15 protein-coding genes are annotated in these 17,186 nt (G+C 35.6%); 2 read left to right on the forward strand and 13 right to left on the reverse strand.

Annotation, left to right across the window (positions count from 1 at the left end):
• Positions 1 to 17: 17 nt before the first annotated feature.
• From RT723_RS08050 to RT723_RS08105, 12 genes are all read right to left on the reverse strand, one after another.
• The gene (locus tag RT723_RS08050; RefSeq protein WP_315946599.1) at positions 18 to 1,712 is read right to left on the reverse strand and encodes a tetratricopeptide repeat-containing sulfotransferase family protein; all 1,695 of its coding nucleotides are present in this window, start codon (positions 1,710 to 1,712) and stop codon (positions 18 to 20) included.
• A 49-nt stretch (positions 1,713 to 1,761) separates the two neighbouring features.
• Positions 1,762 to 2,466, reverse strand: a complete 705-nt coding sequence (locus RT723_RS08055) for a hypothetical protein (RefSeq protein ID WP_315946600.1) — start codon at positions 2,464 to 2,466, stop codon at positions 1,762 to 1,764.
• Between the two features lie 173 nt (positions 2,467 to 2,639).
• Entirely contained in the window at positions 2,640 to 2,891 is a 252-nt protein-coding gene (locus RT723_RS08060) for a hypothetical protein (RefSeq protein ID WP_315946601.1), read from the reverse strand.
• Position 2,892: 1 nt separating this feature from the next.
• On the reverse strand, positions 2,893 to 3,393 hold the full coding sequence (locus tag RT723_RS08065; protein ID WP_315946602.1) for a hypothetical protein: 501 nt from the start codon (positions 3,391 to 3,393) through the stop codon (positions 2,893 to 2,895).
• A gap of 1 nt (position 3,394) precedes the next feature.
• Positions 3,395 to 6,469, reverse strand: coding sequence for an SPOR domain-containing protein (locus RT723_RS08070; RefSeq protein WP_315946603.1), 3,075 nt, complete (start codon positions 6,467 to 6,469; stop codon positions 3,395 to 3,397).
• The gene (locus RT723_RS08075) at positions 6,403 to 6,729 is read right to left on the reverse strand and encodes a hypothetical protein (protein WP_315946604.1); all 327 of its coding nucleotides are present in this window, start codon (positions 6,727 to 6,729) and stop codon (positions 6,403 to 6,405) included. Before RT723_RS08075 ends, RT723_RS08070 begins: the two co-directional genes overlap by 67 nt.
• 43 nt (positions 6,730 to 6,772) lie before the next feature.
• Complete coding sequence (locus RT723_RS08080; RefSeq protein WP_315946605.1) at positions 6,773 to 7,525, reverse strand: fimbrial biogenesis chaperone; 753 nt, start codon at positions 7,523 to 7,525, stop codon at positions 6,773 to 6,775.
• Between the two features lie 12 nt (positions 7,526 to 7,537).
• On the reverse strand, positions 7,538 to 8,284 hold the full coding sequence (locus tag RT723_RS08085) for a hypothetical protein (RefSeq protein WP_315946606.1): 747 nt from the start codon (positions 8,282 to 8,284) through the stop codon (positions 7,538 to 7,540).
• A 381-nt stretch (positions 8,285 to 8,665) separates the two neighbouring features.
• On the reverse strand, positions 8,666 to 9,292 hold the full coding sequence (locus tag RT723_RS08090; RefSeq protein ID WP_315946607.1) for a hypothetical protein: 627 nt from the start codon (positions 9,290 to 9,292) through the stop codon (positions 8,666 to 8,668).
• A 14-nt stretch (positions 9,293 to 9,306) separates the two neighbouring features.
• Positions 9,307 to 10,059 (reverse strand): hypothetical protein, encoded by a 753-nt coding sequence (locus RT723_RS08095; protein ID WP_315946608.1) that lies wholly within the window; start codon positions 10,057 to 10,059, stop codon positions 9,307 to 9,309.
• 208 nt (positions 10,060 to 10,267) lie between these two features.
• A complete protein-coding gene (locus tag RT723_RS08100; protein WP_252731636.1) occupies positions 10,268 to 11,002 on the reverse strand; it encodes a FlgO family outer membrane protein in 735 nt (244 codons plus the stop codon).
• An 8-nt stretch (positions 11,003 to 11,010) separates the two neighbouring features.
• A complete protein-coding gene (locus RT723_RS08105; protein WP_315946609.1) occupies positions 11,011 to 11,625 on the reverse strand; it encodes a FlgO family outer membrane protein in 615 nt (204 codons plus the stop codon).
• Between the two features lie 254 nt (positions 11,626 to 11,879).
• Here RT723_RS08105 and RT723_RS08110 point away from each other — a divergent pair, with 254 nt between their 5' ends.
• Entirely contained in the window at positions 11,880 to 15,194 is a 3,315-nt protein-coding gene (locus RT723_RS08110; protein WP_315946610.1) for an MHYT domain-containing protein, read from the forward strand.
• 10 nt (positions 15,195 to 15,204) lie between these two features.
• Positions 15,205 to 16,191, forward strand: coding sequence for a two-component system response regulator (locus tag RT723_RS08115; RefSeq protein ID WP_315946611.1), 987 nt, complete (start codon positions 15,205 to 15,207; stop codon positions 16,189 to 16,191).
• A gap of 117 nt (positions 16,192 to 16,308) precedes the next feature.
• Here RT723_RS08115 and RT723_RS08120 read toward each other — a convergent pair whose 3' ends face one another.
• A complete protein-coding gene (locus RT723_RS08120) occupies positions 16,309 to 17,160 on the reverse strand; it encodes a thymidylate synthase (RefSeq protein ID WP_315946612.1) in 852 nt (283 codons plus the stop codon).
• Positions 17,161 to 17,186: the final 26 nt, after the last annotated feature.

A 17,186-nucleotide genomic window follows, 5' to 3' on the forward strand; every position in this document is an offset into this window, starting at 1 on the left:
TTTATCTAGACTTAGAACTAAGCCTCGTAATTAAATTTAAAAATATACTTTTCTAATGTAGGGACTATATGTTGAATTTGTTCTCTATAATTGACCCACTTATATCGAGAAGTTTGATATAAACTCTGTGAAACTTGGTTTTTTGAAGCCGTGTTTATCACCTTATTTTTAGCATGCTTTTGGTAATCTTTGTATTTAGAATCTTTTTCAAGTGATAAAAACGCCATCAACTTAGTCAATTCCATATCCAAGTTTTCAATCAAATCTTCGTAACGTATTTCGATTTTGTCGAGCTTAAACTCACGACAATTAAGCTCATAAAATTCAAAAATTTGCGCATAACGCTCTGCTATACTTTCTATGGAAAACAGAAAAGACATACTATAATTAATCTTGTAATCTTGTTGGAAATTACTTATCACTACGTCTAAAGGGTGCCTTATATTTACAATCAACTTCGCTTCTGGAAATAGCATATTTATTAATGGTAAATGTCCTATATTTAACGGCATTTTATCAATCAATACTTTGCCTTTATAAGTATCCCCTATTATTTTTTCAACTTCATCAAAGTATACTTTTTTTAGATGTATTAACTCTGTTTTATTTAATTTTGTTAGGCATTTAGGATAATCTTGATTTGTTATATTTTTAGCTGATTCTATTACTTTACTTATAGTTAAAGGTTCACTCAAAGTAACAATACTATTATGTGTATCTAACATCGTTTCTAAAAGTGTTGAGCCAGACCTAGGAAAACCAATCATAAATACCATTGATTGCTGAGTATATTCAGTCCTCTTTAAGTCTTTTAAATAAATAGAGTCATATTGTTTAATATGATCAATTCGGTCTGTAAAGTCATGCTTTTCTAAATTGAACTTGGCTAATTTATTGAAGAGTTCAAACGAAATATCATAGTTTCCTAATTTCTCATGAGCCTGTGCAAGTAATTTTATATGGAGTAATTGAGGCTGGAACCAATTCGGTATCGAATCTTGCTTTAGTCCAGTTAATAGCTTTATAACCTCATTATAGTCTTTATTTGCTAGAGCTAGACTTGCAACAAGTATTTTAAACCAAGTATGAGCTTCATATTTCTCATATAATTGTAGAATTACAGCTTCTGCTTCTTTTACTTCATTCAACTCTATAAATAAAAGTACGATGTATACAATGTAACCTTCTTGAAGTGTATTTAGGTATAATGAGTACTCCTGTACATACTTTAATGCTTCAGATTTATTAAATGTTTTAACTGCTAAATTACACAATAACTGCTGTAATCGCGGACAAAAACCGTCTTGAGTTAAAAGTCTAGATGCCATCATTTCTAGTTGTTCATAATCTTGAACCTTCCAACAAATTTCACAATATGCTTTTAATATTGTCACTGAAACTATTGTGTCATTTGTTACCAGTGTTTCATCAATCAAATTTTTAGCTTGTTTGAGGTTATTTTGGGATAGATACTCTTGTAACATTAATCTTAATACTTGAGATTTATCTTCATCTGTTGTCGCATATTTTTTTGCATCTTGAAGTGAGAGTAAGGCCAATTTTTCTTTTCCTACGTTACTCAAACAGCAAGCTTTTAAAATAAGTAATTTAAATCTTTCACTTTGATTTACTAATTTTACTTTATTAAGTAATTTTAATGCCTTGTTATACTTTTTATCGTTAAACAATTTTGTCGATGCGTCTAAGGTCATTTTTGGCTCACAATCTATTAGTAAGAGACTAAAGTCTTATATATTTTAACTACTTGTTATATTGCACATAGTCAATACCACATGGGGCAACATCAGATAGCCTGTATGATTGCTCTATTTGTTTTTTAACAAAATAAAAATCCTTGTTCTCTGAAAATAAATGCCCCGCTAAAGGCAATAATTTAACCCCATCAATAATATGCCTTGCTTGCCCATGTATTTTAAGCAACACAGTATCTGTTGAAATAACTTTCACGACTCCAAAACTATTGTCTGAAAAAGTACAAACCCAATCACCTTCTTTAATTTTCTGAGTTTTAGCAAATAACCAAGTTTGCTGCTTTTGATAAGAATGAGGTAGTTTACTTTCTTCTTTTTCAATGAGAGTTTGGATTACTTGTTTATAAGGGGTTCCTACTGAAAAATTAGTATTTAAAATACCGTGAGGTATTCCATTTGAGCCCTCTATATAAGGGAGATCATTTATATCAGTCATCGCAGTCTCTTGATTAATGCCATCACTAGGATAATCTTCCAATTCAATATTACTAATTGAAAAATCGTCCAATTCATAGCCATTACCGTTAGCTAAGATATTGCTATTTTCGATAAAGGTAATAAATTTGTCAGCTTCCAACATTTCTTCAAAATACCCTATGAATTCACCTAATGAATTAAATGATTCATTTTGCTCAACAATCCAGTTTAAATATTTTTTAGTTTCTGAAGGTGATTCAGATTTTAATAAATTCATTTGAACACTGAGCTGAGTTAAACGTCCATAAAAACGAAAAAACTGACCTTCTTGCTGTTCAAAGAAATTAGATAATAAACTACCTAAGAACTGTTCCTTAGTATTATATTTTGAAAGTGACTTGCAATCGTCATTACAAGTGAACCTTGTCATAAACTGTGAAGATAATAAGTCTAAATCTGAATTACCATTAATTGGTGATAATTTAATATTTTTGAGCTCATAGTTCTCCCCCCAGTCCCTTCCACAACTTGTATGTTAGCGGTAATAGTTAAACCCCAATAGCTAAGTTCAATATTGCTATATCTGGCTAATTCTCTCCAAGCTGTTAGATCTGCAGCATGACGATAACCAGCTTTGTCTAATTTTGTTTGGCACCCTAATAACAAAAGGAAGAATACTAAAACAATAGTTAACTTATACAATTTAAGTCACCTTATTATAATATATCAGTATGGCATTGTTTAATTCATATGACAGACTTCCGTTTAATCGGTCAGCAACAAATAATACCCCACCTAAATAAATGTCTATAATCCCGGATGCGCCGCTATTAATAGTAACAAACTGGTTATATATCAGGTCTACCTGTTCAAGGTCTGATATAAATCGTCCCTTAGGCTGGTATGTTATACCGTCATTTGCCACTTCTTCTCTTCTGTCCACTCTTATTTGATAATTTTCATTTGGGTTAACTGTCAATCTATAATGGCCAGGGGTTCCCACTGGGTTACTATTACATAAACTACCAACACCAATTGCTGCTATATTTCCGGTATCCCAATCCATTTCACAACCACCTGCTACAGGTAGTAATTGACCAAAATTTATCTCATCAATTTGCACCATAGTTGCTGCATAAGTTAAAGGTGAAAGAATCAATAGAAACCAGCTAGTAACAAAAAACGACTTGTCAAAAATACGCATATTATTTACTCCAAACGACTTCTAGGTAATTGTCAGTGTCTACTATAAAACCATCAACATTAAGCTTCCGTAGAAACAAGTTAGCTTCTTCTTTAGTAAAAAATGTTCGGCTAACAACACAATACAACGATTGTTGGCCAACCGTTTTAGTTGCAACATATAATTCATCCACTGTTTCTATGCCTTCAGCTAATTGTTTTGCATTTTCTAAATCATTCGCAGCAAGAAACTGTACTTTCCAACCTTGCAATATGTATTCCTCTGCGACTTGAGTTTTTACACGATAACCTAAACTTGAATAGTTAGCCTCACCAACCGCATTTGCTTCAATTTCTGATTCAAAAGGGCCTACCTCGAACCTATATACAATATTGCCTTCTGCGTTCATAGCACGATGTATCTTGTTATTCACAATACCTTGGGATTTGATGTATCTTTTTAAACTTAGCAATGTTTTAAAATTCCCTACAGAGAGAAGGAAGTTTCTGGACTGTGACATTCCATCTATTTGATTTATTGCTCCTTTGTCCACACCATAATTTAAAAACTCACGGCGCTTTTGAGCATTTAAAATGCGATTCCGAAGCGTTATTCTATTTTCCTGAGTAACTTGTTGCCTAACGCGCCTAAATTCACCTTCAGCCATTTGATCATAAGAATGCGGGGCGTTAAATCCACCTTTGGGAGGAAGGTGTATTAATTTTTCATTACTATTAATTACTTGCTCATAGTTAGTATCATCTAACTTAATATTCATTAATGAAGATTGCACCAGTGTCGTGCTTTTCTCTCTTGTTAATTCAATGTTAGGTAAAAGTATAAATCCGCCAGTTAACGGAGCTTCAAAGGTAAATCCATAGAACTCCGTGTTATAGCCTTTATCTAACAACCAGTCCTTTTTTATATAAACCTGATAATTACCTGGTAATAAGTTCGAAAAGTGAACATAACCATCCATATCTGAATCAACAAAATACTCATCTCCAGTCGTTAAGTTTTTAGCTATAATCGGCACAGCCGAAAGTATCTGGTTATCACCTTCAGTTATTAATGTAACAAAGAACTCAATTTCTATACTTAAATAAAATGGTAAGTTTATTACTTGCTGAGATCCTGGATGGCTATAAACCAAATATTTTTGGTTTAAGGTATCAGTTCCTGAAGTCCAACTAGAGCCTAATGCAGTAACCCCCGTTCTTGCCCCAAACAATCTGGCTCTTCCGTTTTTATTAGTTGTGATATTTTCCCACCCTGGTCCTCCAGAAAAGGTAACACCTTGTAAATTATGATCTAATGCGTCCGGAATACCATTTAGTCTTCGGTCTAGGTATGCATGAACATCAAGTGTCCCTTCACTCCTCATAGAGTTTCTAGAGATAGCTAACCTATCATTGTAATAGTCATAACCAAAATTGAATGAGATACCAGCTCTAAGGTTCCATTGTTCATTTGAATTAACGGTAGTTCCAAAAGTAAAGAAGTGAGTTGGTTGTTTCCAAGCTAAGTTGTAACCAAACTGCCATATGTTTTGTTCACCAAAAGATCGACCAGATAAAAGTATATTTTGGTTCGTCGACTCAGTTCTTACGTTATAGTTTATTGATGCTGAAATTAAATCTCCATTAAACTCATCAATAGCGTTTACATCATATGGAATATCCATTTTGAAACGTAGATTTGAATCTAACTTTGACATGAAACTTATATTGCCAAGACTAACAGTTCCTCCTTCATCAACCTTATTTACAAGAGTGTTCGATATATTAAAACCTTGACCTGCATAATTGATTCTATGTGTGAAACTGTTCAAAGCTTCATTGTCATACTCATCATAATTAAAGCTAAAATAATTTGTAATTTTATTAATTCTAAAATTATATGTTGCGTTTAAATTATATTCTGAAGCGACTTCATCGCCGTTATTCTTTGAATTGTATTGTAAAATAAAGCTATCATTTGGTAAAAATGATGTTGCCACGCTAGAACGTTGCTCGACAATGTCTTCATTTATACTGAGATTAGAAGTTAAGAACCACCCTGGCAGTGAAACTTGGTTTAATAAACTATAAATTACTCTCTGATTATCTTCATTATGGATATTGCTAATGTTTGCTTTAGCACCAATCATCCAATTATCCAAAATACCATAATTGAAATCACCAGCGATAGCATCTAAGTTGAATTCATCTAGATTGACATTAAGAAGAGAACTATCGTACTCGAATAGACTAAGGTTAAAAGATTTATCCCCCTCAGCCAAAGCTGTTCTCCTTGCATCAATTTTTTCTATTAGCTCTTCACGTTCACCATAAGGACCAAACATTACAATTTTAAATGTATTATTGCCAAAGAAAAGTTCAACATTGTTAATATCTATTACTCCATCGTCTGGAACAATAATTGATTTTAAAAATACGCCATTATGAAATATATCAGCTTCCCAACCTGGTCGGCCAATTTTCTCAAAACTCGTCTTAAAATTTTCATGGTAGTTTTTCGATGAATTTCTAGATAAAGATATACCTAGACCTCGACTTTCTTCGTTTGAAAGAGAAGCTGTTCGGCTATAAATATCACCAAAGCTATATTGGTCCCAGATTCCAAGAAACTTTTCACCTTGATCCGACGGATAACGACTAAGTCGAGTATGCGTTAACAGCTCGTCATCTCTTTTCGTTAACGTAACCAATGTTGAGTGGTATGCAAAATCTGATACCGACTGTAAACTACCATTTAGTGTTTCTGTTTGACCAGTATTTGTATAGTCAATAACCGCAGTTCCAGTGGGTACTGATGCCATTCTGTAAGTATCTTTAACAGTAATTACCCTTTGGTTTTGTAAATTGCTTTGCTCATTGTTTCTATCCACCAAATATTTATTAAATGACCTCTGCTTTTTATTTAATCTTATTTTTTTATACGGAAACTCTTCGGTATGACCGCTTAACTCAAGAGTAAGTTTACGTGTATCCGATATAGCTTTTGTTCCAAGTGACTGCTCTAATGTAGTTAAGGGTACATAAGTATAAACTCCATCATTAAACCAAAACTCTGTATTTTCAGATTGTATTTCCACCCCCTCAGAAAAAAGAATTTCTTTTTTTGTTCAAAGACTTCAATCTCTAAATTATTTTCCACAAATCGATACTTTACCCTTAAACTATCAAGTATTGGTGTAATAGCTATATACGTTTTGTCATCAATTACGTAAGCGTCAATTGCACGAGCAATATTAAGCCCTTCATCTTTTACATCAAATAAATAAAACTCACCGAGCTCCAATTTAATAACATCTAACTTAGTAAGTGTTACGCCCATTAATTGTGTGCTAAACAAACAGAGTCCAAATATTAAAAGTTTTATAATTGAGTGCATAAGATTAACCGCCTACTGGCGTCTCAGACTTTATTTGTCCTGACTCCTTAAGCTCATTAAACATTATTTTTAAAGGTGAATCTGTGTCAGATTTTAGCTCAAGCTCAAGCTGTTTAGGCTTTTCTCCCGGGTAGTGAGATACCTTTTTCAATTCTTTTATTATACCTCCTGATTCCTGATATCCGATTGTCACATCTCCACTAACAGAGCGTTCTCCGGTAACTAACATCTCAGCAAAAACCTTAGTACCTACTTTTCTCACATTTGAAAAAGTTACTTGAGAATCAAGTTTTTTTGTTCTAACAATTAATGGGATGTTTTGTACCAATGTTGGTTTTATTTCCACTTTTTTAGTACTTTCTTCAGCTTGTCCTTTACAGATAACTGCAATCGCTCCGATATACTCTCCATCTTCAACACCTGGTTTACGTCTGTATATAGCTTTAAATTCTTGTACTTGCCTAAAATCGAGATTAAATCTACTTGGCGCAATTCTGACCATATTAACAGGACTAGGATTATTAATGCCGTCGCCTTCTGTTAAAGTTAATTTTCCATTCTTCACATCCAAGTTTCTAACTTCTATTTTACAAGTTAAAGGTTCATCATCTGAATTAATAACACTCATACTTGTACTCTGGACATCTGGAGATAAAAATAAACGTGTCGAAGTAACTGTAACAGATTCGACTGATACACTAATAAAACAAAATAGGAGCCCAAAACCAAGCTTTATAATATATTGCTTTGTATTCATAAGAACGCTTCCTTAGATAGATAATTTAAAGGTTTTTTTATACTTATAGGATCCAGTTTCAACAAACTCAATCCCTATACCTTGCTCTGAAATGTATTTCGTTTGAATAGAAATTGCTAGTTTCTTCATATCCGAATACAGCACAGTGTTCTTTTTCAACTTTTCTAAACGCTTTCCATTATTATCAACTAAATATACATCACCGTATACTGACCGATTACCGCTATGGAGTAGGTTAATAGAGAACTCGTCTTGATCACGTTTCACAATTTCTAGATCAAGATCGACTGTATATTTTTTTGTATCACCAGTTCTCATAACTAAAGGTACAGCTAAATCTAATAATGTCGCAAATCGTCCCTGTCCATCTTCTACACTTGTTTGTTTACGACAGGAAAAAACGGCATAAGTCCTAACCTCATTACTCGAGTCGTTAGGAATTCTTCTATAAGAAAAAGAAATATATCTTGTTGAATTTGGTTCAATAACGAAGCTCTTCGGTGAATATTTTACTCTAGCTAGAGCAGCTTTCGATAACTCGGCTTGTTCTTCAACTGTTAATTTTTTGACACCACCAATACCGTCATAAAGCCTATTGTTAAATTTAATTTCACAAATTTCGGGAACTACGGACTTGTTCCTAATTGGAAACTTTTTATTGCGGTTATCTTCGTCAAGGTATATTCGAAAAGCTCCCAATGAAGCCGCCCCCGCATTAGATACCCAAACAAATAGAAGTAAAAAAAGTATCAGTTTCATAAACCCTCAGTTAATTAAAATGTTGCTAATCGAATGGTTTAAAGCAAGTAAAGTACCAACTTTAAAAGACTAAATATAAATTTAAAGTGGAGCCGTAGCAATTAAACGGTAGAAGAAAGAAGTTTGGTATAACGGTTACTAATAAGCTTTGAAACATCTTAATTTCAAATACTAAAAATACTTACATTTACTGTATTGTCAGATGAAAAAGTAAGATATTGGGTACTAAAAAAATAATAAATTTAGAAGATGGTTGTAAAGTAGAAATTCTAATGATATTTATCTTTCAATAAATACAAAAAAACCAGCAATATTAAATTGCTGGTTTTCAGTAATTGTAAATTACTTTTTGTTAATTGGTACCGTTTAATAAATTAATATTTATTGATAGATTACATTAACATCATAGTCTGCAGTGTACGAACCATCTGCAGTTAAGGCTACTTGGTTTACAATCGTACCACCAACGATAATACGTGTTTGACCTGCTGGTAAGTTCGCAGTTAAGTCTGGTGATGCCTGTACAGGTTGTCCGTTACCTAGTCCTTCAGTAATTTGATCAAATGTAGCTGTATTTGAAGCTGTGAAATCCGCAACGTATGCATCGGGGGTAAACGCAATATCGTTTGCAGCACCAGCTATAACTTCAACTGTGATACCTGCATCAGCATAAGCAGAAATACCAATAATGCCTACCTGACCATTTGCATCTGGATCACCACAACCAGTACCTAAATCACCTGAAGCTGTGTAACCTGTAGGTGTACCTACACCTAACTGACCAGCTGACAGCGTTTCAGTACCAGCACCTACTGGGTCCATAACACAGGAGGCTGCTGGAGTTAGTGCCAATACAGGCCCAAAGTCTAGAGCCCTAATTGGTGTCAATGTAATTTCAGCTAACGTATCAAAAGTTAAAGTTGCTGTAAAATCTGTTGCAGCTGCATTTGCCGACAAACCAGCCAAAACTAATGGCAAACTTTTCTTAATCATATTTAAAGTTTTCATCGTATTCTCCTACCTTATTCGTAAGTTACTGTTACAACAACAGAATCACTAACCGCACCTGCTGTAATTGGAGTTCCATCAAATACTAGGACTCCACCAAGTAATATGTGAGTTTGGCCAGTATTATCTTCAAGCACCGAACCGCCAGTATCACCAGCACCTACTGATAAACCTACACCGGTAATCGATGTAACACCATCAAAGTCTCTACATACGTCTACGGCAGCAGTTCCATCAAAATCAACTACACAAGTTTGATCTCCAGCTGTATAAGTCCAACCAGTACCAACAACATCAGGGATATCTACAGAAACTGTTGCACCTGCTACACCATCAACTTCTAAGACCATATGTGATCCGACTGTGGTACCCGTTGCGGCATCACCTAGACAGCCTGTTGAGTCATCAGCAATTTCACCAGGTACATGAGCGGCAGCTGCTCCATCAGTTAATGGTGTACCAGCTGGTATTACTAAGTCAGCTGCATCACTGGTATCATTACCATCGATATTAACTAGTAAATCAGTCTCAAAAGCATTTGTCGCTGCAACAAGAATACAAGTATCGTTATTGTTTGGATTCAACTTAATTTTATCACCAAATGATAGGCTAGAATCTCCCAGTGATGCATGTTGTGTAATCGTAACATCAGATACCGCCTGAGCAGTAATTGTATATGTATCCGCACTAGCAACAAAGGCATTACCCAAGCCTAATATTAAGGCACTTGCTACTAGCGTCTTTTTCATTTTAAATTTTGGTTGCATAACAACCCTCCTACATGATTTATTTTAGTAATGACCTTGAAAGAAAAATTACTATTAATATTTCTAACATGTTTAATGTATCGACTCGTTAAATAAAAGCTTTAGATCTTTTTCCCCTTTTTTTGAAATTTAATTTTTATCTTTAATAACAATAAGATAACCATATCATTTATACAAAAAAGACAGCTAATATCAGCTGCCTTTTTATCTACTGTGCGGTATAAACTGGAATACCGTCGTTGTTATTGCTTTTCATAATGTGATTACTAATGGCACTAGGGATAAATCCTTGTGCACTGGCAACAATGGCTTTTGATTCCATACCTACGATTCTAGCGTTGACCATAATACCTTGTTGATGTCTCACCAAAGTGCCGGTTAACACATAACGAATTGGAATGTCTGGGGAAAGATCTATGTAATCTTTACTCAGTACAAAATCACCACCAGGCGTAACCCTAATGTAATCTGTTGCTTTAAAGTCAACAACGGGGATCCCTAATTTATGAACCTCATGCATAAAACCTTCAGATATTTGATTGCCTAATAGAGAAGCACTTTGGTAGTTACTGTCTAAAAAGACAAAACTAGACACGGCCATTGGCGTTGAGGCATTAACGTATTGCAGGTTAGTTAAAAGATCCTGCATGATCCCTCTAACATAATGGTTAACGTTTTTTGTATTAGCGGCTTGTCCGTTGTGACTGCCCATTTGTCCGTTAGAACTTGAGCTCCACTTATCTTGGTATTGGTTTTGAAAGTTAGCGCTATTTTCAAGAGGATCAGCGGATCTTAATAAGCTGATCTTATTTGTTTCGGGTTGACTAGCACCACTATTAATTGATGCTTCCACTTGTTGATCTTCGAAGTCTGTCCATTTATCTAATGACGCACAGCCATTTAGTAACGACAGTGCAATACTACCTATAATTAATTTTTTCATAATACCCCCTAGTATTCCCCACGGTAAATTTGGTTATCGTTTAGCTGAACTTTTGAATGACTCCACATACTATTGGTAGCTATATAGTCAGTAGCCGCTGCAACTAAGCTTTTATCTTCAATTCGGATTAATCGTGCATTCACCATAAGTGAGTTTTGTTGAATGCTATAAGTGCCTGTTAACATATACTCAGCATTGATTTTTTGATCTTGCATTACTTGCGTTCTAGATAACATGACGTCGCTATTTGGTGTCATCATGATTGATGGTAACGCTCTATGTTCAATTACTTTAAGGCCCGCTTGAGTAGATAAAGTGATAAAACTCTCTTGAATTTGTAAGCCTATTCTTTGCAGATTTGAATTTTTCTCGTGTTCTAAATTAGACACTGGCAAAAATGTGCCGACTACCACCGGACTGTGAACATCCAAGCCGATCGACGTATCAAATAGCTGTCTCGCCATTCTTTCTACGCTTTGATGTAACGTTCCTTCTAACGTTTCAGGTTCATAACCTTTACGCTCTAGAACCTCAATCTGTTTCTTTTGAAACGACGCTACTTCATCAGAAATCGTTGTACAACCAGCCAACATAGTAACTAGTATTATGAATAAGTATTTCATAATCACTCATCTATTAATTAAATAATCTGATTTGAATTAGCAATAAGAGTGCCAGAAAATTGGCGATGGTTGGAACATGCCCTATTTATAATAGCGCTGAGGATTCACTGCAATTTTATACAATAGTAATTTAATTACACTTTCAAGCTTATTTTTAAGCAATTGCTGAAAAATAAGCCATACATTGATAGTGAATAATGCAAAGTTTCGTTATTATGTTTCATTCTGTTAAATAGACGAAGACTTCAATTCATATGCTTGATCAGATTTTAGCTTATTTCTCCATCTCCCCAGACAGCATTCTTATTTATGGTACTCACAACAAAGCAATGGTTGCTTTGTCCTTGTTTATCGCCATTTTGTCATCGTTTATGGGGTTGCAACTGGCGACTCAAGAAGCCAAAGACATTTCTATCGTACGTAGGAACATTACCTTATTGGGTGGTAGTGTTGCATTAGGTGGTGGTATTTGGTCTATGCATTTTATTGGTATGTTAGCGTTTGAGTTATGTACCGTGGTCGATTATAACGTTTCATTAACTTTATTCTCAATGTTGCCAGGCATAGCCGCATCGTTTGTTGCATTAAATCATATACAAAAACACACAAATGGTATCAAACCTCTTATATGGGGAGGCGTGTTGGTTGGTTCGGGAATAGGTGCTATGCACTATACCGGCATGGCTTCAATGCAAATGGCGCCTTTGCTTCGTTATGATTTATCTATTTTTACCTTATCTATAATAGTGGCCGTTACCTTTGCTATGTTGTCATTATGGATCCGTACTGGTTTGTTAAAAATCTGGGGACAAAAAGGTTGGCAAGCTAATTTAGTTGCTAGTGTCGTAATGGGCTTTGCTATTGCGGGTATGCATTACACTGGCATGGCTGCTGCTCGTTTTGTTAAACCACCTGGATTAGAACTTGGCGACCAAACCAGTGAAATGTCCTTTTATTTAGCGCTAGTGGTTTCCATTACTACTATCGTGATCATCACACTTATTTTATGTATTAATGTGATCTACAAATACCGAGATATATCCCGCCATGCCAGTTTAAGTGAGCATAGATTACGCTCTATGATGGATACTGCGGTGGATGCCATTATTAGTTTTGACCGCAAAGGGATTATAGAGAATGTAAACCGAGCCACTGAAACTTTGCTAGGTTGGAATTCTCATGAGATTGTTGGCAAAAATGTAAAGTTATTGATGCCGCCAGAATCTTACGACACGCACGATAATAATTTACGAGAGTTTATTACTACAGGCCAATCAAGTGTTATAGGTGGAAGCCGAGAGGTCAAAGCTCAACATAAAGATGGCACCTTAATTAATATTAGGTTAGCTATTGGCCATGTAGATCTTGAAAGAGATAGTTTTTTTGTTGCCTTTATGTCCGACATACGTCAGCGCATTGAAATGGAACAAGCCCTTCGCGAAAATGAAGCTAAATTCAGATCGTTAATTAGTAATATTCCAGGCATTGCCTACCGTTGTTTAAACGAAAAAAGCTGGCCTTTATTGTTTATCAGTGATGCGGTTGAAGAAATTACAGGTTATCCGGCTAAGGATTTTTTACCGCCTAATAACAAACGAAATTTCTCGGATTTATTCCACCCTGACGATGTCGATTTGATTTCTTCGAACCAAATAGTGGATCAAATGTTCAATCTAGAATATCGAATTATCACTAAAAATGGTGATATTCGTTGGATGATGGAATTTGGCAATCATATTACCGACGATGAAACCGGAGAGATTTGGTTAGACGGTTTCATTATGGATATCACTGAGCGTCAAAATATGGAACAACAGCTTAGAGAAGCAAAAGAAATAGCAGAAGAAGCAGCAGAAGCGCGCGCCGCGTTTATGGCAAATATGAGCCATGAAATTAGAACGCCAATGAATGCCATTATTGGTTTTAGTGACATTTTATTAGAAACAGAACTAAAACCCGACCAGCTTAAACACTTGAATGTTATTAACAATGCGTCTAAATCATTATTACATTTATTAAACGATATATTAGACAGTGCAAAACTCGACAAAGGTAAGTTAGAGCTTGAGTTAAGACAATTCTCATTAATAGAAGAAGTCGATGCGGTCATCTCTACATTATGGTTACAAGCCAGAAATAAAGGTTTAGAGCTAAATGCCGACATTTCTCGCAAACTAAACGGCTTTTATTTAGGTAGCCCTGAACGTATACGACAAGTATTAACTAATTTAATTGGTAATGCAGTTAAATTTACCGAATCAGGCCGAGTGACGGTTTCGGTATACCCTGTTGGTGATAATAATGTAAGGTTCGAAATAGAAGACACTGGTATTGGCATGGACGAGCAACAGCTTAAATCTGTATTTGAAGCCTTTACCCAAGCCGATGCATCCATGAGTCGACGTTTTGGCGGAACGGGCTTAGGGACCACCATTAGTAAACAACTTGTTGAATTAATGGGTGGGGAAATAAATGCACAGAGCGAACTTAATGTTGGTACTAAGTTTTACTTTGAACTTCCGTTACCACAAGTCAAACACAAAGTTGAAAAACAGCAAGTCACTCAGGTTCAGTTACCGCCATTAAAAATATTAGTAGTGGATGATATCCAACAAAATATAGACTTATTAACCTTGTTACTCGAACGAGATGGCCATACCGTTGTGACCGCCCGAGACGGAAAACAAGCATTAGTACGTATGTCTGATTGTAAAGAAATCCAATTAGTATTAATGGATATTCAAATGCCAGTCTTAGATGGCTTAAATGCTACTAAACAAAGACGTGAATACGAAAAACAACATCAACTCCCTCAAATGCCGATAATCGCGTTAACCGCAAGTGTATTATTAGACGACAAATTAGCGGCTGAACAATCAGGCATGCAAGGGTTTGCAAATAAACCGGTGGATTACACTTTATTAAGTAATGAAATTGCCCGAGTGTTAGACATTGACGTCGAACTGTCTCCTGTTACGGTTGATAATAACAAGGCCGATTTATTAATGGATGAGACTAAAGGTGAAGCACTGTGGGGAAGTTTAGATGCTTATTATCAGCAAATATTAAGCTTTATAAATAGTCAAAGTGTTGCAATTACGGATCTAAAACAAATAATAGTTTCTGAAAGCTGGGACAAAGTAACGGCCGTAGCCCATTCACTAAAAGGTGTGAGTGGTAATTTAGCCATAGTAAAATTACAACGTCTTTTTGCGCAACTTGAATCTGTCGTCAGCAGCCACCCAGAACAATGTATTTCTGTATATGAAACTATTGATGATGTTTTTACCGAGTTAACCGACAAAGTAAACACGTGGAAAAATAACTATCAAAATGTGGCAACATTTTCTGAAGTTGATCAAGATGCGTTAATCAGCTTACTCAATCAGCTACACACAAAGGCGCAAGAAAATGAAGCTGAAGAAACTGATCTCGCTGAACTGTTAACATACAGTGAATCCGAATACCGTAGCGATATAAATAAAATTTATAACGCATTAAATGATTTTGAATTTGAATATGCTCTGGAGCATATAGTAGCGCTTAAACAACGCCTAGAAAGTAAGTGAAGGTAAAGTAATGGAAAACAAACAAGCAACCATTTTAATTGTTGATGATGAACCGGCTAACTTACGCGTTTTAAAACAGATTTTACAACAAGATTATCGATTGATTTTTGCTAAAGGCGGTCAAGAAGCATTACGTTTAGCACACGATAAAAAACCAAATCTAATACTATTAGATATTATGATGCCTGATATAACTGGGTTAGAAGTCTGTAAACAACTGAAAGCCGATCCCGTCACCACTAAAATACCCGTTATTTTTGTGACGGCATTAAACGATCATGATGATGAAGCTCAAGGATTAGAACTTGGTGCAGTCGATTACATAACCAAACCAGTATCAGCCCCTGTAGTTAAAGCTCGTGTCGCGACACATTTATCACTTGTGCAAGCCGACGAATTAAGACGAACTCGTCTACAAGTCATACAGCGCTTAGGGCATGCATCGGAATACAAAGATAATGAAACAGGCATGCACGTAATGCGCATGAGCCATTATTCTCAGGTTCTGGCGCTTGCTTTTGGATTCTCAGAACAACGGGCTGACGATTTACTTCATGCGGCACCTATGCATGATTTAGGAAAAATAGGCATTCCAGATAGCATTATGCTAAAACCAGGCAAGTTAACTAACGAAGAGTTTGATGTGATGAAAACGCATCCCGTTATTGGCGCTCATATCTTAGGGGACGATGACTCAGACTTGATCAGTTTAGCCAAAGTAGTCGCCCTAACTCACCATGAAAAATGGGATGGTACAGGCTACCCAAATGGTCTAGCCGGTAAAGATATACCAGTTGAAGGTCGTATCGTTGCAATCGCAGATGTATTTGATGCCTTAACGAGTGTTCGACCATATAAAGATGCTTGGTCAATTGAAAGGGCTGTAGAGTTAATACAAAATGAAAGTGGAAAACACTTTGATCCGGAACTGGTTAGTCTGTTTGTTCAAGAACTAGATAAAATGCTAGAAATTAAACAACGCTGGAAAGATGAATAACTAAATTTTTTCCAATAAAAAAGGCAAATCCATGGCCCTTGTAACAATGCCTGTGTTTTTGCCTTTTTTTATATGTATTGGTTTATTTATGTCAAAAGGGATAAACAGAACCTAACGTTATACCGAGAATGGATACGCAATAGGTGGATGACACTCATACCCTTCTACTTCGAAATCATCCATAGTTACCCAAGTTTCTAAATCTTCTAATGATTTTATCTTTGGGTTGATAATTAACTTTGGTGACGGGAAAGGGTCACGTTTTAATTGAACATCACGCATCAATTCGAGTTGATCTTCATAAATGTGAGCATTCACTATCTTGTGATACGCTTTACCAGCTTTATTCCCCGTTATTTGAGCGACTAAGGCTAATAATACAAATACCTGAACTTGATTAAAGTTAAGCCCAAGCGGTACGTCGCAAGAGCGTTGATAACTGGTTAAATATAAGGTGTCGCCTAATAACGAGAATGTGTGTGTGTGCATACAAGGACGTAAACATCCCATATGAAACTCACCAGGATTATAAAACGATAAAATTTCACCGCGATCATCAATGCCGTTAGAAAGATCAACCACTAATTTTTTAAGTTGATCAACAAAACCACCATCTGGTTTAGCCCAACGACGGCCTTGGACGCCATAAACTCTGCCCATATCATCCTCACCTTTTCGGTGTGGGTTATTCAGCCAAACGTCATTTTCATTGGCATTGGCATTCCACGTATTACAACCTATAGAACGAAAGTCCGCCGCGTTATCATATCCACGAATATAACCAAGTAATTCAGCAATCGCCGCTTTCCAATAGCTCTTACGCGTGGTGATCATTGGAAACTCGTTAGCACCAACATCATAATTTAATTCTGCATTGATAACCGTTAAACAACGTTTACCAGTACGTTTGTTTTCAATCCAAGTGCCTTCGTCAACAATACGTTGGCATAACTCTAAATATTGTTTCATTTAATTTCTCTGATATACAAACCACT

This window comes from Psychrosphaera aquimarina (assembly GCF_032461525.1).
In the GTDB taxonomy this organism is placed as follows: Bacteria; Pseudomonadota; Gammaproteobacteria; order Enterobacterales; family Alteromonadaceae; genus Psychrosphaera; species Psychrosphaera aquimarina.

Bases quoted from the DNA above. Each gene is read 5' to 3' on its own strand.
- RT723_RS08050 (WP_315946599.1), bottom strand. From the start codon at position 1,712: ATGACCTTAGACGCATCGACAAAATTGTTTAACGATAAAAAGTATAAC.
- RT723_RS08055 (WP_315946600.1), bottom strand. From the start codon at position 2,466: ATGAATTTATTAAAATCTGAATCACCTTCAGAAACTAAAAAATATTTA.
- RT723_RS08065 (WP_315946602.1), bottom strand. From the start codon at position 3,393: ATGCGTATTTTTGACAAGTCGTTTTTTGTTACTAGCTGGTTTCTATTG.
- RT723_RS08080 (WP_315946605.1), bottom strand. From the start codon at position 7,525: ATGAATACAAAGCAATATATTATAAAGCTTGGTTTTGGGCTCCTATTT.
- RT723_RS08085 (WP_315946606.1), bottom strand. From the start codon at position 8,284: ATGAAACTGATACTTTTTTTACTTCTATTTGTTTGGGTATCTAATGCG.
- RT723_RS08090 (WP_315946607.1), bottom strand. From the start codon at position 9,292: ATGAAAACTTTAAATATGATTAAGAAAAGTTTGCCATTAGTTTTGGCT.
- RT723_RS08095 (WP_315946608.1), bottom strand. From the start codon at position 10,059: ATGCAACCAAAATTTAAAATGAAAAAGACGCTAGTAGCAAGTGCCTTA.
- RT723_RS08100 (WP_252731636.1), bottom strand. From the start codon at position 11,002: ATGAAAAAATTAATTATAGGTAGTATTGCACTGTCGTTACTAAATGGC.
- RT723_RS08105 (WP_315946609.1), bottom strand. From the start codon at position 11,625: ATGAAATACTTATTCATAATACTAGTTACTATGTTGGCTGGTTGTACA.
- RT723_RS08110 (WP_315946610.1), top strand. From the start codon at position 11,880: ATGCTTGATCAGATTTTAGCTTATTTCTCCATCTCCCCAGACAGCATT.
- RT723_RS08115 (WP_315946611.1), top strand. From the start codon at position 15,205: ATGGAAAACAAACAAGCAACCATTTTAATTGTTGATGATGAACCGGCT.
- RT723_RS08120 (WP_315946612.1), bottom strand. From the start codon at position 17,160: ATGAAACAATATTTAGAGTTATGCCAACGTATTGTTGACGAAGGCACT.